Genomic DNA, 25,364 nt, shown 5'->3' with positions numbered 1-25,364 from the left:
GGGGAGTCCCAAAAAGGCTCACTCAGTGTTAAATAAATATGACTTCAGTTGTTGTAGTAGGTACCCAATGGGGTGACGAAGGTAAAGGTAAAATTACAGATTTTTTATCTGCTGACGCAGAAGTAATTGCACGTTATCAAGGTGGTGATAACGCTGGGCATACTATCGTTATTGATAACAAAAAATTTAAACTTCATTTAATTCCTTCAGGAATTTTCTTCAAAGAAAAAATTTCTGTCATTGGTAATGGTGTTGTCGTTAATCCGAAATCATTAGTTAAAGAGTTAGCTTATCTTCACGGAGAAGGTGTAACAACGGATAACCTTCGTATTTCAGATCGTGCGCATGTTATCTTGCCATACCACATCAAGCTTGACCAACTACAAGAAGATGCTAAAGGTGATAATAAAATTGGAACAACCATCAAAGGAATTGGGCCAGCTTACATGGACAAGGCTGCGCGTGTCGGTATCCGTATTGCTGACCTTCTTGATAGAGAAGTTTTTGCTGAGCGTTTGAAAATTAATTTAGCTGAGAAAAATCGTTTATTTGAAAAAATGTATGACAGTACACCTCTTGAATTTGATGATATTTTCGAAGAATATTATGAATATGGTCAACAAATTAAGCAATATGTGACTGATACATCCGTTATCTTAAATGATGCTCTTGATGCCGGTAAACGTGTTCTTTTTGAAGGAGCACAAGGAGTTATGCTCGACATTGATCAAGGAACATACCCATTTGTAACATCTTCCAATCCAGTAGCAGGTGGTGTCACAATTGGTTCGGGAGTTGGACCAAGTAAAATTAATAAAGTGGTAGGTGTATGTAAAGCTTACACTAGCCGTGTTGGCGATGGACCATTCCCAACAGAACTTTTTGATGAGGTTGGTGACCGTATTCGTGAGATTGGTAAAGAGTATGGTACAACGACTGGTCGTCCTCGTCGCGTTGGATGGTTTGATTCTGTTGTTATGCGTCACAGCCGTCGAGTATCAGGTATTACTAACCTCTCTCTGAATTCAATTGATGTTCTTTCAGGGCTTGATACGGTGAAAATTTGTGTGGCTTATGACCTTGATGGGAAACGTATTGACTATTACCCAGCAAGCCTTGAACAGCTAAAACGTTGTAAACCAATCTATGAAGAATTACCGGGCTGGTCTGAAGATATTACAGCTTGCCGTAGCTTAGATGATCTTCCAGAAAATGCACGTAATTACGTTCGCCGTGTTGGCGAATTGGTTGGTGTTCGTATTTCTACTTTCTCGGTAGGGCCTGGTCGTGAACAAACAAACATTCTTGAGTCTGTTTGGTCAAATATTTAATATTAAAAGTCTGACTGTACAGTCAGACTTTTTGATGTTTACTTTTTCTTTTTAATAGATAGATACTAATAAGACTTAAGGACTTCCCAGAAATCAATAAAACTACTATAATTGATAAAAAAAGAAGTGAATTGATATTGTGAATCAAAGTATGTAATAATACTAGCGATACAACTGTTAGAATACTACCAGTCATCAATAAGCGTTCCAGAGGATAGTAGCCATGTTGCTTATGCATTTCTAATTTTAATAGTAGACCAGCTGACAATTCTGCTAGGAAGCAAATAGGTAGAGCTATCAAATTAATAAGAATCATAGACCAACCAAATCCTTGACCATAACCTATATATGATAGACTATTTTTGGGAATTGTTGACGTGTGAATTATAAAATCAATCGTAAAGATAATGTCTATAAGAAGTAGTAGCGCTAACAGATAATGTAGTAAGAAGATTGTTCTTAACCGTTTATTAATCAATATTTCATTTCCTCCTACTTATTTACCAATAAGCTTATTATATCATAATGTATAATCAAACATTCGTTAGTACTGATTAAAAGGTTTATGGAGGGGCGGTTACTATTGTTTCATTGAATTAGTAACTTTAACGACGAAATGTTATAATGTTATTAGTTTATAAAAGAGGAGATTGTATGCGTAAATTTTTCCAAGATGTTATTGTAGAGGTGGCTTATTATTTAGAGATTGCTTTGTCAGTTATTCTGGCAACAGCTATTATTTTTTTTAGTTTAGCACTCTTTCATGATTTGTTTAGCATGTTGTCTGTTGATCAAAATGTTGATAAGTTGTTCCAGACTTTCCTTGCTCGCGCCATGACAATAGCAGTCGGGATTGAGTTGATCAAAATGTTTTCAAAACCTTCCCCAGATACTTTAATTGAAGTGTTATTGTTTGCCTTAGCTCGTCAACTTGTAATTGAACATGGTAGTGTTTCAGATTACCTTATGGGGATTGCTTCAGTTGCTATTTTGTTTGCTGTTCGTAAATATCTTTTCACCCATTTTGATGGGTCAAGCAACATTGTTTTACGTGCTAATAACAAAGTCAAAAAAGCTAATATTTTAGCTAGGGTTCAACTACCTTGTCAACCCAATGAAACTTTAGGAGACTTACTTGTTCGTCATTTAAATGATGAGGAAAAGGACGTTGCTATTGGTTCAGTAGTCTATATTAATAACGTTGCATTGCGTGTTGATAGTATGCACGATGGTCTTGTGACGCGTGTAGAAATCATTAGGAGTCTACATTAAAAAATATGAAAAATCATGTATCTTAGGATACATGATTTTTTTGTAAATTAGGTTCAGCACAATTTTGCACACTTAAGTGTGTACTTCTTGGTCTTTTTTAAAACGCTTACAAAAAATATAATAAAGATACAAAAAAACATTACTTAAATAAAGAGAGGTCTTTAGTTATGGAAAACTTCCTAGCTCCCCTTAATTGGTTCTCGCAAAATATCTTGCAGAATCCAGCCTTCTTCGTAGGTCTATTGGTACTCATTGGGTATCTTTTATTGAAGAAACCACTTCATGATGTCTTTGCTGGTTTTATCAAAGCGACCGTTGGATATTTGATTTTGAACGTAGGTGCAGGAGGATTGGTTAATACATTCCGTCCAATCTTAGTTGCTCTTGCTAAAAAATTTAATTTAGAAGCTGCTGTTATTGACCCTTACTTTGGTTTAGCATCAGCAAATGCTAAGTTAGAAACAATGGGCTTTATCAGTGTTGCAACAACAGCACTCTTGATTGGTTTTGGGATTAACATTCTCTTGGTTGCTCTTCGTAAAGTAACTAAAGTCCGTACTCTTTTTATTACTGGTCATATCATGGTACAACAAGCTGCAACAATTTCAGTATTTGTACTGCTCTTGATTCCACAACTTCGTAATGGTTTTGGTGCATGGGCTGTTGGTATCATTTGTGGTCTATATTGGGCGGTAAGTTCTAATATGACCGTTGAAGCAACTCAACGCCTTACAGGTGGTGGCGGATTTGCCATCGGACACCAACAACAATTTGCAATTTGGTTTGTTGATAAAGTTGCGCCATTCTTCGGTAAAAAAGAAGAAAACCTTGATAACTTAAAATTACCAACATTCTTAAATATTTTCCATGATACAGTTGTTGCATCAGCAACATTGATGCTAGTTTTCTTTGGAGGAATCTTAGCTGTCCTTGGTCCAGACATTATGTCTAATGTTAAATTAATCGGACCTGGTGCATTTGTACCAACTAAGCAAGCTTTCTTCATGTACATCCTTCAAACATCATTGACATTCTCAGTTTACCTTTTCATTTTGATGCAAGGTGTACGCATGTTCGTTACAGAATTGACAAATGCCTTCCAAGGTATCTCAAACAAACTTCTTCCAGGATCATTCCCAGCGGTTGACGTTGCAGCTTCATATGGTTTTGGTTCTTCAAATGCAGTTCTTTCAGGATTTGCTTTTGGTTTGATTGGTCAATTAATTACAATCGCTCTACTTGTTGTCTTCAAAAATCCAATCTTGATTATCACAGGATTCGTTCCAGTATTCTTTGATAATGCGGCAATCGCTGTTTATGCAGATAAACGTGGTGGCTGGAAAGCAGCAGTAGCTCTATCATTTATCTCAGGTATTATTCAGGTGGCACTTGGTGCTGTTGCTGTAGGTCTTTTAGGACTTGCAGGTGGTTATCATGGAAATATCGACTTTGAATTCCCATGGTTAGCATTTGGTTACATCTTCAAGTATTTAGGTATCGCTGGTTACGTGATTGTATGTCTCTTCTTCTTAGCTATTCCACAACTTCAATTTATGAAATCTAAAGATAAAGAAGCATACTATCGTGGTGATGCGCCTGCAGAATAATAGAAATTTATAACGGAGGAAATAAAAATGGTTAAAGTTCTTACAGCATGCGGAAACGGCATGGGATCATCAATGGTTATCAAAATGAAAGTCGAAAATGCGCTTCGTCAATTAGGCGTTAGCAACTTTGAGTCAGCATCTTGTTCAGTCGGAGAAGCAAAAGGTTTAGCTGCAAACTACGATATCGTGGTTGCTTCAAACCACCTTATCCATGAATTAGACGGACGTACAAAAGGTCATTTAGTAGGTCTTGATAACCTTATGGATGACAATGAAATAAAAACAAAACTACAAGAAATTTTGTAAGTTAATAGACAAAGGGAGTGAGACAAAAGTTTCTCTCCCATATCTTTAGACTTTTAAGGAGAAATCATGAATTTAAAACAAGCCTTTATCGAAAATGACTCAATTCGTCTTAAATTATCTGCAAGCGATTGGAAAGAAGCAATCAAATTATCAATTGATCCATTGATTGAAAGTGGTGCTGTTGATGCAGAATATTACGATGCCATTATTGAATCTACAGAGGAATTTGGTCCGTACTACATTCTTATGCCGGGTATGGCGATGCCTCATGCACGTCCAGAAGCAGGCGTAAAACGTGATGCATTTTCATTAATTACATTAACAGAGCCAGTAGTCTTTCCAGATGGCAAAGAAGTCTCAGTATTGTTAGCACTTGCTGCAACAAGTTCAGCTATTCATACTTCTGTTGCTATCCCTCAAATTATTGCCCTTTTTGAATTGGAAAATTCAATTCAGCGCTTGACGGAATGCCAAGAAGCAAAAGAAGTCCTTGCAATGGTAGAGGAATCAAAAAACAGCCCATATTTAGAAGGTTTAGATTTAGAAAGCTAATCAATAAACTGATATTAATAGAAAGGATAGGACCTATAAAAAATCTCTGTGATAAGAAACTCTTTGCCACAAATAAAGTGAGTATTTTTATCAGGTCCTTAGAATAAACAACATGACAAAACGTTTACCAAATTTACAAGTTGCACTTGACCACTCAGATTTACAAGGAGCTATCAAAGCTGCCGTATCAGTAGGACATGAAGTTGATGTTATTGAAGCTGGAACTGTTTGCCTTCTTCAAGTAGGTAGTGAATTAGTTGAGGTCCTTCGCAGTCTCTTCCCTGACAAAATAATTGTTGCTGATACAAAATGTGCTGATGCTGGTGGGACTGTTGCTAAAAATAATGCTGTTCGCGGTGCAGACTGGATGACTTGTATCTGTTGTGCTACTATTCCAACAATGGAAGCAGCCTTAAAAGCTATCAAAGAAGAACGCGGCGATCGTGGAGAAATTCAAATCGAACTATATGGTGATTGGACTTATGAGCAAGCGCAACAATGGTTGGATGCAGGTATTTCACAAGCCATTTATCACCAATCTCGTGATGCGCTTCTTGCTGGCGAAACATGGGGAGAAAAAGATCTTAATAAGGTTAAAAAATTGATTGATATGGGCTTCCGAGTTTCTGTAACTGGTGGTTTATCAACTGATACTCTTCAATTATTTGAAGGTGTTGATGTCTTTACTTTTATTGCGGGTCGTGGTATTACAGAGGCAGATGATCCAGCCGCAGCAGCACGTGCATTTAAGGATGAAATTAAACGTATTTGGGGGTAATGTATGACACGTCCAATAGGAATTTACGAGAAGGCAACACCAAAACATTTTAACTGGTTAGAACGCCTACAATTTGCTAAAGAATTGGGATTTGATTTTGTAGAATTATCCATTGATGAGTCAGATGAACGTTTGGCACGTTTGGAGTGGTCAAAAGAAGAACGACTTGAGTTGGTCAAAGCTATTTTTGAGACAGGAGTTCGTGTTCCAACAATTACATTTAGTGGTCATCGTCGTTTCCCAATGGGATCTAATGATCCTGAGAAAGAAGCGCGTGCGATGGATATGATGAAAAAATGTATCGTCTTTGCTCAAGATATTGGTATTCGTAATATTCAATTAGCAGGATATGATGTGTACTATGAAGAAAAATCTCCAGAGACACGTGCACGCTTTATTAAGAATCTTCGTCAAGCTTGTACTTGGGCCGAAGAAGCACAAGTTATTCTGTCTATTGAGATTATGGATGACCCATTTATGAATTCCATTGAAAAATATTTGGCTGTGGAAAAAGAGATTGATTCTCCTTATCTCTTTGTCTACCCAGATACTGGAAATGTATCAGCATGGCATAATGATCTTTGGAGTGAATTTTATAATGGACATCGCTCAATTGCAGCGCTTCATATTAAAGATACCTATGCTGTTACCGAAACGTCTAAAGGTCAATTCCGTGATGTTCCATTTGGTCAAGGGTGTGTTGATTGGGAAGAAATGTTTGCTGTCATTAAGAAAACAAATTATAATGGTCCATTCTTGATTGAAATGTGGTCGGAGAACTGTGAGACTGTAGAGGAAACACGTGCAGCCATTAAAGAGGCGCAAGATTTTCTTTACCCATTAATGGAGAAAGCAGGAGTGAAATAATATGGCAAAATCATTGCAAGAAATGCGTGAACGCGTGTGTGAAGCTAATAAATCACTACCAGTTCATGGTTTAGTTAAATTTACTTGGGGTAACGTTTCTGAAGTTGACCGCGAAGCAGGATTGATTGTTATCAAACCTTCAGGAGTTGACTATGACCAATTGACACCTGAAAATATGGTTGTCACAGACTTAGAGGGAAATATAGTGGAGGGGGATTTGAATCCATCATCTGATCTTCCAACTCATGTTCAACTTTATAAAGCATGGCCAGAAGTCGGTGGTATTGTTCATACTCATTCAACAGAAGCAGTTGGCTGGGCACAAGCGGGTCGCGATATTCCATTTTATGGAACAACACATGCAGATTATTTTTATGGGCCAGTACCATGTGCTAGGTCACTTAGTGAAGATGAAGTTAACACTGCTTATGAAAAAGAAACAGGTAGTGTTATTATAGAGGAATTTGAACGTCGGAATTTAGATCCAATGGCTGTTCCTGGTATTGTTGTACGTAATCATGGACCATTTACTTGGGGGAAAGATCCAGCACAAGCAGTTTATCACTCAGTCGTTCTTGAAGAAGTTGCCAAGATGAATCGTTTCACTGAACAAATTAATCCACGTGTTGAACCAGCTCCAAAATATATTATGGATAAACACTATTTACGTAAGCATGGACCAAATGCTTATTATGGTCAAAAAGGACAAGAACATTAAGGAGAATAATATGAAATACTTTTTAGATACTGCCGATGTTTCTGAAATTCGTCGTCTTAATCGTTTAGGAATCGTTGATGGTGTTACTACCAATCCTACTATTATTTCACGTGAGGGGCGTGACTTTAAAGAAGTTATTAACGAAATTTGCCAAATCGTTGATGGCCCAGTTAGTGCAGAAGTGACAGGTTTAACTTGTGATGAAATGGTTACCGAAGCTAGAGAAATCGCTAAGTGGTCACCAAATGTTGTTGTTAAAATTCCAATGACTGAAGAAGGTTTAGCAGCAGTTTCACAATTATCAAAAGAAGGTATAAAGACAAATGTGACATTAATATTTACTGTGGCTCAAGGGCTTTCGGCAATGAAAGCTGGTGCAACCTTTATTAGTCCTTTTGTGGGTCGTCTTGAAGATATTGGAACAGATGCTTATGCTTTGATTCGTGACCTTCGTCACATTATTGATTTTTATGGTTTCCAATCTGAGATTATTGCTGCTAGCATTCGTGGATTGGCGCATGTGGAGGGCGTCGCTAAATGCGGTGCGCACATTGCCACTATTCCAGATAAAACATTTGCATCACTATTTACTCACCCGCTTACTGATAAAGGGATTGAAACTTTCTTAAAAGATTGGGATAGTTTCAAGAAGAAGTAGTGTTACGATAAAGCAAACTCTTAATTATACTAGTGCAAGACAAACTTTGATAATGGGTTTGTCTTTTTTTATAATCTTCTCCAATAAGAACACTTATTTTCATTTTTCTTATTAAATGATATAATACGGATAAATTAAGTCTAATTAGAATAAGGAAATAGAGATGTTTGAGAAGGTAACCATTAGTGATATTGCAAATTTAGTAGGTGTGTCAAAAGCTACAGTTTCCTATTATCTCAATGGGAACTATAAGAAGATGTCTCTGCAAACGAAAGAAAAAATACGTTTAGCTATTAAGGAGACTGGTTATCAACCAAGTAAGATTGCTCAAAGTTTAGTTACAAAAAATACCCGTACTATTGGGGTCGTTATTGCTGATATTACTAATCCCTTTATTTCGTCTGTGATGAAGGGAATACATGATACTTGTCAACAATTTGGTTACTCGGTTAACTTTACTAACTCGGATAATGATATTGACATTGAGTTGGAAAATTTAAACCGTTTAAATCAGCAAAACGTTTCAGGAATTATTTTAGATTCTGTAGATCCTAATCATTCATTTATAGAAACTTTGAGTAATGATCGTCTTGTCATGGTTGATAGACAAGCTAAAGATATTAAGGTAGATACTGTAGTATCCGACAATAAAGAATCGACTCAAATATTTCTTGAAAAAATGCAAGAAGCTGGGTATCATGACATCTATTTTGTCACTTATCCCATTGAAGGGATTTCAACCCGTGAGCTTCGTTATGAAGGTTTTAAAGAAGTGGTCAGTTCAAATCCTGATAAGTTGATTGTTATCACTGAAGATGGTAGTACACAGAGAATTCTTGATATTATTGAACATTCAGAGCAAAAACCAGGGTTCTTAATGATGAACGGTCCAACTCTTTTGAATTTTATGAAAAAATTAAATCAATCAACGGTCAGCTACCCTGAGGATTATGGCCTTGGGAGTTATGAAGATTTAGAATGGATGCAGGTACTTACACCAAACGTTTCCTGTATAAAACAGGATTCATATGGCATTGGTTGCCTGGCTGCCCAATGTTTAATTGAAAAAATTAGTCAAGGAAACGAGCCAACTACTGCAAGGTTACTAGAAGTAAAAAATCAAATCGTTATTCGTCAATCTTTTTAAAAATGTTTGCGAGAGCAAGCATTTTTTTATAAAAAAGCAAAAAACACTATGTAAACGCTTGCTTTTATAAAAAATGATAGTATAATAGAATTATAAATGAGTTAACCGTTTAACTTAAGAATAGGTAAGCTTTTAACCAACCATCTCTAACTCTCTTAACTCAAATGTTTTTATTTTTTTGCACCATTAGTTAAACGGTTAACTCAAGTTTTATCTTCACCAAAGGAGGATAGAATGAAGATTAATAAATTATTGTCAGACAGACTTGAAGCTTGTTATTCAGTTTGTCGTTTGCAAAATCAAGACTATGATTTTTTATTAGTAGCTTCAGAGGTTGATCAAGCCTGCTTTGCTTATGATTTGAATAGCGATTTAGCAAAAATTGTTGTTTGGGAAGATGTGGGAGGTACCATGAGTATTATTCCAATTCCCGGAACCATGGATTTTTTGGCAACCCAGAAATTTTACCCAGGGTTTAAGGCCAAAGATTGTCAGGTTGTTTATGCAAGTTTTCAAGGAGATCATTGGGACATTTGTAACGCATTTGATTTTCCGTATTTACATCGCTTTGATCTCATTAAAGGTAAAGAAAATCAACTTTACTTTATAGGTTGTACAATTGCTAACAGTAAAGCCTACACTGAGGATTGGAGTGATAAAGGCCGAATTTTTGTTGCTCGTTTTAATACTCAAAACCATACATTGGAAGGATTGCAACAATTGCCTCAAACTTTATTAAAAAATCATGGATACTATGCCATTCAGGATGAAGGATATTCATTGATTACTTCAGTAGAAGGGGTATTCAAACTCACTTATCCAGAATTTTCTACTACAGGCGACTGGCAATTAGAACGGCTTTTCGATGAGGAGACAAGCGATGTGGTGAAAGTGGATATTAATCAGGATGGCAAGGATGAGTATATGATTATCCAAGGTTTTCATGGAGATCGTTTACGTATCTTCACAGAAGATTTCGGTCGAGAATTATTCCATTATCCAGAAAAAACCCCATTTGGTCACGCTATTTGGAGTGGTCGTTTACTTAATCAGACTTGTTTTGTATTCGGGTGGCGATCAGAAAAAGCAGAATTAAGGCTTTTTCACTTTGTAGATGGGCACTTGGTTTCAGAATTAGTAGATGCAAAAGCAGCTTCTAGTAATGTCTTAGCTTTTGAAAAAGATGGAAAAGCTTATCTTTTCTCAGCCAATAACGGACGTGGCGAAGTTGCTCTTTATCAATTAGTAAAATAAATTTAAGAAGGAGACAATATGGACAAGAAAAAAATCTTAGTAACGGGTATTGTGCCTAAAGAAGGTCTAAGAAAGCTTATGGACCGATTTGATGTTACTTATTCAGAAGATCGCCCATTTTCACGTGACTATGTGTTAGAGCATTTATCTGAATATGACGGATGGTTACTCATGGGACAAAAAGGCGATAAAGAGATGATTGATGCAGGTGAAAACTTACAAATTATTTCTTTAAATGCGGTTGGTTTTGATCATGTAGATACTGCGTATGCTAAAGAAAAAGGAATTGTAGTCTCTAATTCCCCTCAAGCAGTACGAGTTCCGACAGCGGAAATGACTTTTGCTTTAATTTTAGCTGCCAGTAAGCGCCTTGCATTTTATGATAGTATTGTAAGAAGTGGAGAGTGGATTGATCCGAGCGAACAACGTTATCAAGGTTTGACTTTGCAAGGTTCAACATTAGGTATTTACGGAATGGGACGCATCGGTTTGACAGTCGCAAATTTTGCTAAAGCATTTGGGATGACTGTTGTTTACAATGATGTTTATCGACTTCCTGAAGATAAGGAAAAAGAGCTTGGTGTAACCTATCTCGAATTTGATCAGCTTATTGAAACAGCTGATGTCATAACCATCCACGCCCCAGCATTACCATCAACAATCCACAAATTCAATAAAGATGTTTTTGCTAAGATGAAAAATCGAAGCTACTTAATCAACGCTGCTAGAGGCCCAATCGTTTCTGAAGAAGCACTTATTGAAGCTCTGAAAGAAGGTGAAATCGCGGGTGCGGGATTAGATGTTTTTGAGAATGAACCACAGGTATCTGAAGGCTTGAGAAGTCTTGATAATGTTATCATGAGTCCACATGCTGGGACAGGTACTATTGAGGGACGTAGAACTTTGGCTGAAGAAGCAGCTGACAACATCATTGCCTTCTTTGATGGCAAGCCACAAAATATTGTCAATAAATAATTGGCTAGTGAGCGCAGAGCCATCTTTTGAAAAAATGGGACCTCCCATTTTTTTACGGGTAAATGTAAGCGCTTAATAATTTAATAAAGGTGAACTTATGCTAGAAGCTTTACATAAATTCTTTGAAGTTTTTGGTGCAGCAACTGTTGTACCCGCTATGATTTTTATTGTCAGCCTTTTTCTAAAGGTCAATCCAAGGCGAGCTTTCTTTAGCGCCTTACGAGCTGGTGTTGGACTCACAGGCTTTGGTTGGATTATATCAGCTTTTGCTCCTATGGTGACTAAGTATATCCAGCAGATGGTTAAAACTACTGGGCTCCATTTACCAATTGTAGATATTGGTTGGCAGGCTGGTTCTCTTACTGCCTTTTCTTCTGAGATTGGCCTCTCTTTCTTTGTTTTTGGCTTGCTAATTGAATTGGGGCTTTTCTTGCTTGGGATTACCCGAGTATTTGTCCCATCTAATCTTTGGAATAACTTTGGCTATATGATTTGGGGTACAATGGCCTATGCAGCAACAGGTAATTTTATATTGTCTTTCGCATTTATGGTTTTTGTCTTACTCTATTCATTAGTGATGTCAGAAGTATTGGCAGATCGATGGTCGGAGTATTACGGTGTTAAAAATGCAACGATCAACTCGATTCATAATATTGAAACCCTTATTCCAGCTCTTATTCTTGATCCTCTTTGGAACCTACTTGGTGTCAATAAGGTAAAGTTGAATCCAGAATCATTAAAGACTAAGTTAGGGATATTTGGTGAGCCAATGACACTTGGTTTTATACTTGGTGTGATTATTGGTGTATTAGGTAGTTTACGTAACCTTGCAAGTATTGATACTTGGGGAGGTATACTTGGTTTTGCAGTTGCTCTTGCAGCGGTTATGACTATTTTTCCTTTGATTACGGGGGTATTTGCTAGTGCTTTTGCTCCTCTTGCTGAAGCAGTTGAACGCAATAAGAAAAAAGAAAGTCAAGCTGAGCAAGGAGCACTGGATAAAAAACGTTGGTTTATTGCAGTTGATGACGGTGTTGGTTTTGGTGAACCAGCAACTATTATCGCAGGTCTCATTTTAGTACCAATAATGGTTGTTATTTCCTTGATTTTACCTGGAAATGAAGCTTTACCAGTCGTTGACCTTATTGCTATCCCTTTTATGATTGAAGCTATGATAGCTGTGTCAAAAGGAAATATTCTTAAAGCTATTTGAATGGAATCATATGGTTTTCACTAGGTCTTTATGCTGCTAGTGCCCTAGGTCCAATCTACACAGAAGCTGTTAAGCATTTTGGAACTGCTTTACCAGCAGGGGTAACTTTGATTATGAGCTTTAATCTCCTAGCTCATCCTTTGACAGCTCTAGTCTTCTTTGCTTGGATATCTGGGAATCCACTCTATATTGGTGTGACAGTTATTATCTATCTTGCTTTCTTGTTCTTGCTTCGTACTCGTCGTGAATCTATTTACGCATACCTTAAAACTATGGCTGATAAGAATAGCGGATATGAAGGTAGTTGTGAAAAAATCTTTATTGCTGAAGATTAAAAATCTGTTGGAGGAATACTCATGAAAAAAATTGATGGACATGCTCATATTGTTGATACAATTGCAGGATTTAATGGTAAAGGACGTCTTAATGCCCTTGGAAACGGTTATGCTATTTGGGATGATGGTGATTTAATTAAGCTCATCCCAGACGAATACGGTGACAAAGCATTTACAGCTGAAGCTTTTTTGAAGTATATGGATGCTAATGGTGTAGATAAAGCAGTCATTTTGCAAGGTCATCTTAATGGCTATCAAAATTATTATACGCATTTAGCTATTAAACGTTATCCAGAACGTTTTACAGGCGCATTCTCTGTTGATCCATTTGCAGATAATGCAATGCAAATTGTAAAACGTCATGTTGAAGTCCTTGGTTTTCGAGCTATTAAATTTGAAATTAGTCAAGGAGGGGGTATCCATGGATACCGTGGACAAAAAACGCCTTTCCGTCTTGATACAGACCCACATGTGAGTCGTATTTTGACTTATCTGTTAGACTATCCAGGATTTGTAGTTACAGTTGATTATGGCAATTGGGATCAAATTAGTCACCAACCTGATGCTATTGCTAATTTAGCTCGCCTTTATACGAGTCTCGATTTTGTTGTTTGTCACCTCTCTTTTCCACATGTTGAGCATTCAAATCGATTGCGTGCTGAACTTAATATGTGGAAAAACTTCAACAATATCTATACTGATATTTCAGCTATTCAAGATATTGATGCCCCAGATAGTTTTCCTTTTCCAAAATCAGAACAAAATGTACGTATTGCTAAAGAAGTTCTTGGGGCTAAGCGTATCATTTGGGGAACTGATTCTCCATGGTCAGCGACCTTCAATACTTACGAAGAATTAGCTACTTGGCTAGAGAATGTTGATATTTTCAGTCAAGAGGAACTAGAAGATGTTATGTACAATAATGCTGAGCGTGTTTACTTTAAAGAAGAACATGTAAAGGCTAACAGAGCAGGTATAGATGATACAACCAAAGAGCTTAATCTCTATTAGAAGAGTTTTCAAGGTACAAGAGTTTCTTGTACCTCCTTTTTAAATCAACAATGAGGAGACAAATTATGACTTATTACCTTAGTATTGACTACGGCGGTACAAATACCAAGGCGCTTATTTTTGACAAATTAGGACACCAAATCGCTGTTTCGAGTTTTGAAACTTTAAAAAATGAGGCTCAATCTGGTCATCGTCAAGTAAACCTTGTTAAAACGTGGAATGCTATAACTTCTGCTATTAGAGAGGTTATTCAAATCTCAAAACTCAGCCCTGAGCAGATTAGTGCAGTAGCATGTATTGGACATGGGAAAGGTCTTTATCTGCTAGATAATAAGTTGGAGCCACTTGAACAAGGAATTTTGTCTACAGATAATCGTGCCAAAGATTTGGCGCAATATTTCGAATCTAAACTTGATAATATTTGGGAGTTGACTCGGCAACATATTTTCCCTTCACAAAGTCCAGTTATTTTACGTTGGCTTAAAGATTATCAGCCCGAAACCTATAAATCAATAGGGGCGGTCCTTTCTGCAAAGGACTTTATTCGGTATAAGCTTACAGGAAAAGTACAGCAAGAATATGGTGACGCTTCAGGTAATCATTGGATAAATTTCCAAACAGGAACTTATGATCCAGCTATTTTAGATTTTTTTGGCATTAGAGAGATAGAAAACTCACTTCCTGAACTTATAGATAGTGCAGATTTAGTTCCTAGGGGAATTAGTTCTCAAGCAGCAAAAGAGACTGGTCTTGTAGAAGGGACCCCCGTTGTTGGAGGGCTCTTTGACATCGATGCTTGTGCTCTTGGATCAGGTGTTTTAGAGTCAGATACTTTTAGTGTTATTTCGGGAACTTGGAATATTAATACATATCCAAGTTTAAAACCAGCAAAGCAAGATAGTGGTCTTATGACTTCCTATTTTCCAGATCGTCGTTATCTCTTAGAGGCAAGTAGCCCTACTTCTGCAGGGAATCTTAATTTTATGTTAAAAATGCTCATGCATCAAGAAATTGATAACGCTAAATCTAGTGGAGGTTCTATCTATGATAATTTAGAAGAATTTCTCACTCATACTGATGCTACACATCATGGACTTATTTTCTTTCCGTTTCTTTACGGTAGTAACACATCACAAGATGCTAGCGCTTGCTTTTTTGGGCTAACAACTAAATCGACGAAATCTCAGATGATACGTGCGGTATATGAAGGTATTGCGTTTGCACATAAGCAGCATATCACTGATTTAATAAAAAGTAGGGGCAGTGTGCCAAAAATAATTCGTTTCTCTGGCGGAGCTACCAACTCACCAGCATGGATGCAAATGTTTTCTGATATCTTAAACCTTCCTATTGAAACAGTAGAAGGCACAGAATTAGGAGGATTAGGAGGAGCTATTTTAGCACGTCATGCTTTAGATAAGATTTCGTTAAAGGAAGCAGTCCAAGATATGGTTCGTGTAAAAGCTATTTATAAACCTCAATTATCCGAAGTAAAGGGGTACGAAAAAAAATATCACGCCTACCAAAAATTATTGGAAACACTGGATCCTATTTGGTCGGAACTGGGTCATCTGAATAAGTAGGGATATCAAAGGAGTTGTTATGAAACAAGAAGATATTATTATCAATAGTATTGTATTCAAAAAACAGTTAGACAAAGGTTTTACACAAGTTCAGCTCATTAAGTTAGTAAAGGATTTAGGATTTTCACGATTTGAGATACGTCAAGAATTGCTTCAAGATCCAGATAGAGAGCTTCCCGCTTTAAAAGCAGAGGCTGACTTTTATGATATCAATCTTTACTATAGTGCTAATGAAGACCTTATCAAAGGAGGGAAAGTTAATCCTTATCTTAATAAAGGCCTTAAAGAAGCATCACAGTTAGGAGCTCCTTTCATTAAGCTAAATGTTGGACAAACCAGAAACTTAAGTAAAGAAGAGTTAGAACCTCTTAAAGAGATATTGAAAAGCCAAACTATTGGTATAAAGGTGGAAAATAATCAAGACCCTAAAGCAGCTACAGTGGAGAATTGCCAATATTTTATGACTCTAGTGAAAGAATTACAAATACCAATAAGTTTTGTTTTTGATACTGCTAATTGGGCCTTTATCAACCAAGATCTATACCAAGCGGTAAATAGCTTAGCTTGTGATACCACCTACCTTCACTGTAAAAATTTTTTACAGATAGCTGGAAAGCCTCACCTCTCGAAGAGCCTCTTCGAAGGAGAGATTGATCTGACTGATTTGTTAAAGAGTTTCTCTAATTGTGAGTATCTAGCTCTAGAATACCCCACAGAGTTGGAGGTATTAAAAAGGGATGTTCAACGTTTAATCTCTATCAGCAATAGTCAAAACTTTTAATGAAAAGGCTTTAAAAAGATGTTATAATAAGTCTGTATGAATTCGAGTAGAAAAGAGGTATATTCTTGATTATTCTCGATAAAAAAAGTTATGACCTCCTCTTTTACCTATTGAAATTAGAGGAACCTGAAACAGTTATGGCAATTGCCAACGCACTTAATCAGTCTAGGCGTAAAGTGTATTATCACTTAGAGAAGATAAACGATGCACTGCCTAGCGATGTGCCTCAGATTGTTAGTTATCCACGTGTAGGAATCTTGCTAACAGAAAAACAAAAAGCAGCCTGTCGTCTTTTATTAGATGAAGTGACTGATTATAGTTACGTCATGAAAAGTAGTGAGAGGTTGCAGCTGTCTTTAGTATCTATCGTGGTAGCTAAGGACCGCATAACGATTGATAGGTTGATGCAACTAAACGATGTTTCTCGAAATACTATCTTAAACGATTTAAACGAATTAAGAAGTGAGTTAGCAGAGAAAGAATATAATTTACAGTTACAATCAACAAAATGTCGCGGTTATTTTTTAGATGGTCACCCACTGTCCATTATCCAGTACTTATATAAGCTCTTAGATGATATCTACCATAATGGAAGCAGTAGTTTTATAGACCTTTTTAATCATAAACTGTCTCAAGCTTTTGGTGCCAGCACTTATTTTTCTAAAGAGGTTCTTGATTATTTTCACCATTATCTCTTCATTTCTCAACGAAGTCTAGGTAAGAAAATCAACAGTCAAGATGGTCAGTTTATGATTCAGATTTTGCCTTTTATACTAATGGCTTATCGAAAGATGCGATTAAGTCCTGAAGTACAGACCTCTCTTAATAGTGATTTTAGCTTGGTTTGGCAACGTAAGGAATATGAGATTGCTAAAGAGTTGGCTGATGAGCTGGAAGAAAATTTTCAGTTATCACTGGATGAGATTGAAGTGGGATTAGTGGCCATGCTTATGCTTAGTTTCCGCAAGGACCGTGACAATCATTTAGAGAGTCAGGATTATGATGATATGCGAGCTACTCTAACCAGTTTTTTGAAAGAATTGGAAGAACGATATCACCTTCACTTTGTTCATAAAAAGGACTTACTAAGACAACTTCTTACTCACTGCAAGGCACTCTTATATCGTAAACGTTATGGTATTTTTTCTGTTAATCCTTTAACAGAGCATATTAAAGACAAATATGAAGAACTTTTTGCCATAACCTCGTCTTCTGTAAAGCTTTTAGAGAAAGCTTGGCAAATCAAATTGACCGATGATGATGTAGCATATCTAACGATTCATTTAGGAGGGGAACTTCGTAATAGTCAACAATCTCCTAATAAACTTAAGTTAGTTATTGTATCTGATGAAGGAATAGCGATTCAGAAACTTCTTTTAAAGCAATGTCAACGCTACTTAACAAACAGTGATATAGAAGCTGTTTTTACAACCGAACAGTATCAAAGTGTGAGTGATCTTATGCATGTAGATATGGTTGTCTCTACTAGTGATGCTTTAGAATCTCGTTTTCCAATGTTAGTAGTTCACCCTGTTTTGACCGATGATGATATTATTCGCTTGATTCGCTTTTCTAAAAAAGGTAACTGTGCAAATAGTAATCAATTTACCAATGAACTTGAAAAAACGATTGCTCAATATGTCAAGGAAGATAGTGAACGCTACGTGCTGAAATCTAAGATTGAGAAACTTATTCATCAAGAATTGCTCCAAGACGTCCTTCCCCTTCAAAGTACAGTTTGTTAAAATATAATTTTATGGTAGCCTCTCAGCTTTTCTGAAGACAGAAAAAGAAGCTGGGGCTTTTTTGGTGCTTTTAAACAATGTGCTAGATATTTAATCCCAATGAGTTCCTCTATGACATGATAATTAAAGTTGAGAAAGCTAGTACTTTTAATGGGAGTACTTTTTATTTGTGCTTATTTTAATTAAAATTATGAGTCTAATTTGGAACAGACAGCCCAGTTTTGAACACATAAATGTGTGACACTTGGTCTTTTTTTCAAAAGTGTTTGAACTTATACTAGTAGATGTAAGAAACAATTAATCAGGAGGAAATAAAATGCCTAACGTTAAAGATATTACTAGAGAATCATGGATTTTATCAACATTCCCAGAATGGGGAACATGGCTAAACGAAGAAATTGAAGAAGAAGTTGTTGCTGATGGCAACTTTGCAATGTGGTGGTTAGGAAACTGTGGTGTTTGGATTAAAACACCAGGTGGTGCTAATGTTGTTATGGACCTATGGTCAAACCGCGGTAAATCAACAAAAAAAGTAAAAGATATGGTTCGTGGACACCAAATGGCTAATATGGCAGGTGTTCGTAAACTCCAACCAAACTTACGCGCACAACCAATGGTTATTGATCCATTTGCTATTAATGAATTGGATTACTATCTTGTTTCACATTTCCACAGTGACCACATTGATATCAACACTGCGGCAGCCATTATTAATAATCCTAACTTAGACCATGTTAAATTTGTTGGGCCATATGAATGTGGTGAAATTTGGAAAAAATGGGGAGTTCCAGAAGAACGAATCATCGTGATTAAACCAGGTGAATCATTTGAGTTTAAAGACATCAAAGTTACTGCTGTTGAATCATTTGACCGCACTTGCTTAGTGACACTTCCAGTAGATGGTGCAGAAGAACATGATGGAGAACTTGCTGGTTTAGCCGTGACTGATGAAGAAATGGCTCGTAAAGCAGTTAACTATATTTTTGAAACACCAGGTGGAACAATCTACCATGGAGCTGACTCACATTTTTCAAATTATTTTGCTAAACATGGTAAAGACTACAAGATTGACGTAGCTATTAACAACTATGGTGATAACCCAGTTGGTATTCAGGATAAAATGACTTCAATCGATCTTCTTCGTATGGCAGAAAATCTCCGTGCCAAAGTCATTATTCCTGTACACTACGATATCTGGTCTAACTTCATGGCTTCTACAGACGAAATCTTACAATTGTGGAAAATGCGTAAAGAACGCCTTCAATATGACTTCCATCCATTTATTTGGGAAGTTGGAGGTAAATATACTTATCCACAAGATAAAGATAGAATTGAATACCATCACCCACGTGGTTTTGATGATTGCTTCGAACAAGAATCAAATATTCAATTTAAAGCACTTCTATAATGGCTAATGAGAGACTGTATGTCGCATGATATGCAGTTTTTCAATTTTAAAATATGTTACTAAAATCACAATTAAGATTAGGAGAAATAATGTCAGAATTTGATACAAAATCATATTTAGAAAAACTTGATGCATGGTGGAGAGCAGCTAATTATATTTCTGCAGCACAAATGTATCTAAAGGATAACCCTCTCTTGAGACGAGAGCTGGTTGAAAACGACTTAAAGGTTCATCCAATTGGTCACTGGGGCACTGTACCTGGACAAAATTTTATCTATGCTCACTTAAATCGCGCTATTAATAAATACGATTTAGACATGTTCTATATTGAAGGTCCAGGTCATGGTGGTCAAGTTATGGTATCTAATTCATATTTAGATGGTTCATATACTGAATTAAACCCAAATATTGAGCAAACAGAGGATGGCTTTAAGCAGTTATGTAAAATCTTCTCTTTCCCAGGTGGAATTGCATCCCATGCAGCACCAGAAACACCAGGGTCAATTCATGAAGGCGGTGAACTTGGTTACGCTCTTTCTCATGCGACAGGTGCCATCCTAGACAATCCAGATGTTATTGCTGCGACTATTATTGGTGATGGTGAAGGTGAAACAGGACCACTTATGGCTGGTTGGCTATCTAATACCTTTATCAATCCAGTAAATGATGGTGCTGTTCTACCAATCTTCTATTTAAATGGTGGTAAAATCCATAACCCAACTATCTTTGAACGTAAGACAGATGAAGAATTATCTCAGTTTTTTGAAGGATTAGGTTGGAAACCTATTTTTGCAGATGTTGTTGAACTCTCTGAGGATCATGCGGCTGCTCATGCTTTGTTTGCAGAAAAATTAGATCAAGCTATTCAAGAGATTAAAACCATTCAATCAGAAGCACGACAAAAACCAGCAGAAGAAGCTATCCAAGCAAAATTCCCTGTCTTGGTTGCACGTATTCCTAAGGGTTGGACTGGTCCAAAAGCTTGGGAAGGAACACCAATTGAAGGTGGCTTCCGCGCTCACCAAGTACCAATTCCAGTAGATGCCCACCATATGGAACATGTTGATTCTCTTTTGTCATGGCTTCAATCATACCGTCCAGAAGAATTATTTGATGAAAATGGTAAAATCGTTGATGAGATTGCTGCTATTTCACCAAAAGGTGATCGTCGCATGTCCATGAATCCAATAACCAATGCTGGTATTGTTAAAGCAATGGATACAGCAGATTGGAAGAAATTTGCTCTTGATATTAATGTTCCAGGTCAAATTATGGCACAAGATATGATTGAATTTGGAAAATATGCAGCAGATTTGGTAGATGCTAATCCAGATAATTTCCGTATTTTTGGTCCAGATGAAACGAAATCAAATCGTCTTCAAGAAGTGTTTACACGTACTAGCCGTCAATGGCTTGGTCGTCGTAAACCAGATTATGACGAAGCTTTAAGTCCAGCTGGACGTGTTATTGATTCCCAATTGTCTGAACATCAAGCAGAAGGTTTCTTAGAAGGTTATGTTTTAACTGGTCGTCACGGCTTCTTTGCTTCATACGAATCATTCCTTCGCGTTGTAGATTCAATGGTAACACAACATTTCAAATGGTTACGTAAATCAAAAACACACACAACATGGCGTAAAAATTATCCAGCGCTTAACCTAATTGCAGCTTCAACTGTTTTCCAACAAGATCATAATGGTTATACTCACCAAGATCCAGGTATTTTAACTCACTTAGCTGAAAAAACACCTGAATACATTCGTGAATATTTACCAGCAGATACTAACTCACTTCTAGCTGTTATGGATAAAGCGTTTAAAGCTGAAGATAAAATTAATTTAATTGTGACATCTAAGCACCCTCGTCCACAATTTTACTCTATTGCTGAAGCAGAAGAGTTAGTGGCAGAAGGATATAAGGTGATTGACTGGGCTTCAAATGTGTCGCTTAATCAAGAGCCAGATGTTGTCTTTGCTGCGGCGGGAACAGAACCAAACTTAGAAGCTTTAGCAGCAATTAGCATTCTTCATAAGGCTTTCCCAGAACTTAAGATTAGATTTGTTAATGTATTAGACATCCTAAAACTTCGTCATCCTTCACAAGATGCTCGCGGTTTATCAGATGAAGAGTTTAACAAAGTCTTTACTACAGATAAACCTGTTATTTTTGCTTTCCATGGTTATGAAGATATGATTCGAGATATTTTCTTTAGTCGTCACAATCATAATTTGCATACGCATGGTTATCGTGAAAATGGTGACATCACAACACCATTTGATATGCGCGTGATGTCAGAATTGGACCGATTCCATCTGGCACAGGATGCAGCTCTTGCTTCTTTAGGAAATGAAGCACAAGTCTTCAGTGATGAAATGAATCAAATGGTTGCTTATCACAAAGACTATATTCGTGAACACGGAGACGATATTCCAGAAGTACAAAATTGGAAATGGGAAAATATCAAGTAGTCACTTTTTTCAGGCCTATACTTACAAACAAAAACACTTTTAGATTTTTTCTAAGGGTGTTTTGTTATTTTATAGAAGAATGACCGCTTTTTCAAAAGTATTAAGTGGTCACTTTTAAAGTTGTAATATTAATACTAATAAGTCTTTAAATAATTCAATAATGCCATAACAATAATGGTGTGGGCTAATTAAAATATCTCTAAGCAAAGGTGTTGACATAAAGAGACCATACATGATATTATGGTTATGTTCTGTTTCGGCAGTTTATTTTTTTGAGTAAAAAAGTGACTACCCTTTTACGATAACTTAACGTCACTTTATAGATAAGACACATAACCTTAAAAATAAGATACGAAATTTTTAGTAGGAGATAAGAATGACAAATATTTTAGAAGTGAAGAATTTAACCAAAATTTTTGGGAAAAAGCAAAAAGCTGCTCTTGAAATGGTTAAGCAAGGAAAAAGTAAGACAGAAATTCTTGAAAAAACAGGAGCGACTGTAGGTGTCTATGATGCGAGTTTTGAAATAAAAGAAGGCGAAATTTTCGTTATCATGGGACTTTCTGGTTCAGGAAAATCAACTTTAGTTCGGATGTTAAACCGTTTGATTGACCCATCATCAGGAAATATCTATTTAGATGGTAAAGATATTGCAAAGATGAATGTAGAAGATTTACGTAACATTCGTCGTCACGATATCAACATGGTTTTCCAAAATTTTGGTCTTTTCCCACATCGTACAATTTTAGAAAATACAGAGTTTGGGTTAGAGATGCGTGGTGTTTCTAAGGAAGAACGTACAACGTTAGCTGAAAAAGCTTTGGACAATGCAGGTCTATTACCGTTTAAAGATCAGTACCCCAGTCAATTATCAGGAGGAATGCAACAGCGTGTTGGTTTAGCGCGTGCTCTTGCTAACAGCCCTAAAATCCTTCTGATGGATGAGGCCTTCTCAGCTTTAGACCCATTAATTCGTCGTGAAATGCAAGATGAGCTTCTTGATCTTCAAGACACGAATAAACAAACTATTATTTTTATCAGCCATGATTTGAATGAAGCATTACGTATTGGTGATCGTATTGCTCTGATGAAAGATGGAGAAATCATGCAGATTGGTACAGGAGAAGAGATTTTGACTAATCCGGCTAATGATTTTGTTCGTGAGTTTGTTGAAGACGTTGATCGCTCAAAAGTGTTAACTGCTCAAAATATTATGATAAAACCTTTAACAACTGTTTTAGAAATTGATGGCCCACAAGTTGCTTTAACAAGAATGCATCGTGAGGAAGTCTCAATGTTAATGGCAACGAATCGTCGTCGCCAACTTCTGGGATCCCTAACCGCAGATGCTGCAATTGAAGCTCGTAAGAAAGGTTTGCCGCTTTCTGAAGTGATTGATAAAGATGTTGTAACGGTCTCAAAAGATACAGTTATTACAGATATCATGCCTTTAATTTATGATTCATCTGCTCCGATAGCCGTTACTGATGATAATGATAGACTCCTAGGGGTTATCATTAGAGGACGTGTGATCGAAGCACTTGCTAACGTTCAAGATGAAACAGTAGTAGAATCGCCAAAAGAAACGGTAGAAGCTTAATAGAGAGGACAAATCATTTTGGAAAATTTATTACAACATAAGTTACCGGTCGCACCATTTGTAGAGTCAACGACCAATTGGATTACGAAAACTTTTTCTGGTTTATTTGACTTTATCCAGACAATCGGTAATGCATTGATGGATTGGATGACAAAAACATTACTATTCATTAATCCTTTACTTTTTATTGTACTAATTACAATTGCTGTATTTTTCTTAGCTAAGAAAAAATGGCAATTACCGACATTTACTTTCATTGGTTTGCTATTTATCTATAACCAAGGGCTGTGGGAACAGTTGATTAACACTTTTAACTTGGTTTTAGTAGCAAGTTTAATTTCTATTATTATTGGTGTACCACTAGGTATTTGGATGGCAAAAAGTGATAAAGTTAAACAAGTTGTTAATCCAATTCTTGACTTTATGCAAACTATGCCGGCATTCGTTTACCTTATTCCTGCAGTAGCCTTCTTTGGTATCGGTATGGTACCAGGTGTCTTTGCCTCTGTTGTATTTGCTCTGCCTCCAACAGTGCGCTTTACTAACTTGGCTATTCGTGAAATCCCACTTGAATTAATAGAAGCATCTGATTCATTTGGTTCAACAGCTAAGCAAAAATTATTCAAAGTTGAACTACCACTTGCTAAGAACACTATTATGGCAGGAATCAATCAAACTATGATGTTGGCTCTTTCTATGGTGGTTACAGGATCTATGATCGGTGCACCTGGACTTGGTCGTGAGGTGTTATCGGCGCTTCAACATGCTGATATTGGTACAGGATTTGTTAGTGGTCTATCGCTAGTTATTTTAGCAATCGTGTTAGACCGTGTTAGTCAATTCTTTAATTCCAAACCGGGTGAGAAGCAAGCTAAAACATCAAAAGTTAAAAAATGGGTAGGTTTAGGGGCCCTGGCCCTCTTCATTCTAGCAGCTCTTGGTCGCATTGTTGTCAATATGACTTCAGGAAATGAAGCCAAAGGTCAAAAAGTGAAGATAGCTTATGTCCAATGGGATTCAGAAGTTGCTTCAACCAACGTTATTGCTGAAGTTTTAAAATCTAAAGGATATGATGTTGAATTGACACCACTTGACAATGCGGTCATGTGGCAAACAGTCGCCAATGGGAATGCTGATTTTACAACAAGTGCTTGGTTACCAAAGACCCACGGGCAATATTTTAATAAATACAAAAATAGTTTAGATGACTTAGGCCCTCACGTTGAGAACGTCAAAATAGGTTTAGTTGTTCCTAAATACATGAACGTAAATAGTATTGAAGAATTATCAAATCAAGCAGATAAACAAATTACAGGTATCGAACCAGGTGCAGGTATTATGAAATCTGCTAAACAATCCCTTAAAGATTATCCAAACCTTTCAAGTTGGAAGTTGTTATCAGCATCAACAGGAGCTATGACAACAACCTTAGGGAAGGCTATTAAAAACAAAGATCAAGTAGTCATTACAGGTTGGTCACCTCACTGGATGTTTGCTAAGTATGATTTAAAATACCTTAAAGATCCTAAGAAATCATTTGGTGGTGAAGAACATATCAATACAATAGCACGCAAGAATTTGAAAAAAGATATGCCAAAAGTATATAAAATTATCGATAAGTTCAAGTGGACTAAAGAAGATATGGAATCTATCATGTTAGATATGGATAAAGGTATGGAGCCTGCTAAAGCAGCTCAAAAATGGATTAAAAACCACAAAAAAGAAGTTTCAGAGTGGACTAAATAGTATAGAAAA

The 25,364-nt window shown here is 36.7% G+C and carries 21 protein-coding genes and 1 pseudogene; 21 read left to right on the top strand and 1 reads right to left on the bottom strand.

All coding sequences use genetic code 11. The features are described from left to right. Positions 1–38 precede the first annotated feature (38 nt). Positions 39–1,331, top strand: a complete 1,293-nt coding sequence (locus tag QOR44_RS08855) for an adenylosuccinate synthase (RefSeq protein WP_000205037.1) — start codon at positions 39–41, stop codon at positions 1,329–1,331. A gap of 22 nt (positions 1,332–1,353) precedes the next feature. On the opposite strand, the gene QOR44_RS08850 is transcribed toward QOR44_RS08855, so the two are convergent. Further along, positions 1,354–1,647: a hypothetical protein gene (locus QOR44_RS08850; protein ID WP_000600816.1), complete on the bottom strand. Its 294-nt coding sequence runs from the start codon at positions 1,645–1,647 to the stop codon at positions 1,354–1,356. A 338-nt stretch (positions 1,648–1,985) separates the two neighbouring features. Between QOR44_RS08850 and QOR44_RS08845 the strand changes: the two genes are divergently transcribed. The 20 genes and pseudogenes from QOR44_RS08845 (at position 1,986) to QOR44_RS08750 (ending at position 25,355) form a co-directional block, all read left to right on the top strand. Next, positions 1,986–2,603, top strand: coding sequence for a hypothetical protein (locus QOR44_RS08845; RefSeq protein WP_001224528.1), 618 nt, complete (start codon positions 1,986–1,988; stop codon positions 2,601–2,603). Positions 2,604–2,770: 167 nt separating this feature from the next. Beyond that, positions 2,771–4,210, top strand: a complete 1,440-nt coding sequence (locus QOR44_RS08840) for a PTS sugar transporter subunit IIC (RefSeq protein WP_000427087.1) — start codon at positions 2,771–2,773, stop codon at positions 4,208–4,210. Positions 4,211–4,237: 27 nt separating this feature from the next. Next, the gene (locus QOR44_RS08835; RefSeq protein WP_000241475.1) at positions 4,238–4,516 is read left to right on the top strand and encodes a PTS sugar transporter subunit IIB; all 279 of its coding nucleotides are present in this window, start codon (positions 4,238–4,240) and stop codon (positions 4,514–4,516) included. A gap of 66 nt (positions 4,517–4,582) precedes the next feature. Beyond that, positions 4,583–5,068: a PTS sugar transporter subunit IIA gene (locus QOR44_RS08830; RefSeq protein ID WP_001049921.1), complete on the top strand. Its 486-nt coding sequence runs from the start codon at positions 4,583–4,585 to the stop codon at positions 5,066–5,068. 112 nt (positions 5,069–5,180) lie between these two features. Then, positions 5,181–5,846 carry a 3-keto-L-gulonate-6-phosphate decarboxylase UlaD gene (locus QOR44_RS08825; RefSeq protein WP_000166859.1) on the top strand — a complete coding sequence of 222 codons (666 nt, stop codon included), beginning with the start codon at positions 5,181–5,183 and terminating at the stop codon, positions 5,844–5,846. A 3-nt stretch (positions 5,847–5,849) separates the two neighbouring features. Continuing rightward, on the top strand, positions 5,850–6,713 hold the full coding sequence (locus QOR44_RS08820; RefSeq protein WP_000197816.1) for an L-ribulose-5-phosphate 3-epimerase: 864 nt from the start codon (positions 5,850–5,852) through the stop codon (positions 6,711–6,713). A 1-nt stretch (position 6,714) separates the two neighbouring features. Beyond that, positions 6,715–7,431, top strand: a complete 717-nt coding sequence (locus QOR44_RS08815; RefSeq protein WP_001129980.1) for an L-ribulose-5-phosphate 4-epimerase — start codon at positions 6,715–6,717, stop codon at positions 7,429–7,431. Between the two features lie 10 nt (positions 7,432–7,441). After that, positions 7,442–8,089, top strand: coding sequence for a fructose-6-phosphate aldolase (gene fsa, locus QOR44_RS08810; protein WP_000873297.1), 648 nt, complete (start codon positions 7,442–7,444; stop codon positions 8,087–8,089). A gap of 163 nt (positions 8,090–8,252) precedes the next feature. Next, positions 8,253–9,236 (top strand): LacI family DNA-binding transcriptional regulator, encoded by a 984-nt coding sequence (locus QOR44_RS08805; protein ID WP_000462139.1) that lies wholly within the window; start codon positions 8,253–8,255, stop codon positions 9,234–9,236. Between the two features lie 234 nt (positions 9,237–9,470). After that, positions 9,471–10,490, top strand: a complete 1,020-nt coding sequence (locus QOR44_RS08800; RefSeq protein WP_000700537.1) for a hypothetical protein — start codon at positions 9,471–9,473, stop codon at positions 10,488–10,490. Between the two features lie 18 nt (positions 10,491–10,508). Continuing rightward, the gene (locus QOR44_RS08795; protein ID WP_000358400.1) at positions 10,509–11,465 is read left to right on the top strand and encodes an NAD(P)-dependent oxidoreductase; all 957 of its coding nucleotides are present in this window, start codon (positions 10,509–10,511) and stop codon (positions 11,463–11,465) included. Between the two features lie 97 nt (positions 11,466–11,562). Continuing rightward, positions 11,563–13,013: pseudogene (locus QOR44_RS08790) on the top strand (PTS galactitol transporter subunit IIC). A 21-nt stretch (positions 13,014–13,034) separates the two neighbouring features. Further along, the gene (locus tag QOR44_RS08785; RefSeq protein ID WP_000717730.1) at positions 13,035–14,024 is read left to right on the top strand and encodes an amidohydrolase family protein; all 990 of its coding nucleotides are present in this window, start codon (positions 13,035–13,037) and stop codon (positions 14,022–14,024) included. A gap of 65 nt (positions 14,025–14,089) precedes the next feature. Beyond that, a complete protein-coding gene (locus QOR44_RS08780; protein WP_000222913.1) occupies positions 14,090–15,607 on the top strand; it encodes an FGGY-family carbohydrate kinase in 1,518 nt (505 codons plus the stop codon). A 19-nt stretch (positions 15,608–15,626) separates the two neighbouring features. Continuing rightward, positions 15,627–16,388 carry a sugar phosphate isomerase/epimerase family protein gene (locus QOR44_RS08775; protein WP_000806823.1) on the top strand — a complete coding sequence of 254 codons (762 nt, stop codon included), beginning with the start codon at positions 15,627–15,629 and terminating at the stop codon, positions 16,386–16,388. A gap of 65 nt (positions 16,389–16,453) precedes the next feature. Further along, positions 16,454–18,133: a BglG family transcription antiterminator gene (locus tag QOR44_RS08770; protein WP_000584678.1), complete on the top strand. Its 1,680-nt coding sequence runs from the start codon at positions 16,454–16,456 to the stop codon at positions 18,131–18,133. A gap of 316 nt (positions 18,134–18,449) precedes the next feature. Further along, positions 18,450–19,541, top strand: coding sequence for an L-ascorbate 6-phosphate lactonase (ulaG, locus tag QOR44_RS08765; RefSeq protein ID WP_001134211.1), 1,092 nt, complete (start codon positions 18,450–18,452; stop codon positions 19,539–19,541). Between the two features lie 89 nt (positions 19,542–19,630). Then, positions 19,631–22,009 (top strand): phosphoketolase family protein, encoded by a 2,379-nt coding sequence (locus QOR44_RS08760; RefSeq protein ID WP_001288401.1) that lies wholly within the window; start codon positions 19,631–19,633, stop codon positions 22,007–22,009. Positions 22,010–22,385: 376 nt separating this feature from the next. Then, the gene (locus tag QOR44_RS08755; RefSeq protein ID WP_000181804.1) at positions 22,386–23,609 is read left to right on the top strand and encodes a quaternary amine ABC transporter ATP-binding protein; all 1,224 of its coding nucleotides are present in this window, start codon (positions 22,386–22,388) and stop codon (positions 23,607–23,609) included. 18 nt (positions 23,610–23,627) lie between these two features. Then, positions 23,628–25,355 (top strand): ABC transporter permease/substrate binding protein, encoded by a 1,728-nt coding sequence (locus QOR44_RS08750; protein ID WP_000429361.1) that lies wholly within the window; start codon positions 23,628–23,630, stop codon positions 25,353–25,355. Positions 25,356–25,364 lie beyond the last annotated feature (9 nt).

It is taken from the genome of Streptococcus agalactiae, from assembly GCF_949788565.1.
GTDB classification, from domain to species: Bacteria; Bacillota; Bacilli; order Lactobacillales; family Streptococcaceae; genus Streptococcus; species Streptococcus agalactiae.
The sequence above is the reverse complement of the archived record's forward strand: the minus strand, read 5'-3'. Positions and strand labels throughout refer to the sequence as shown.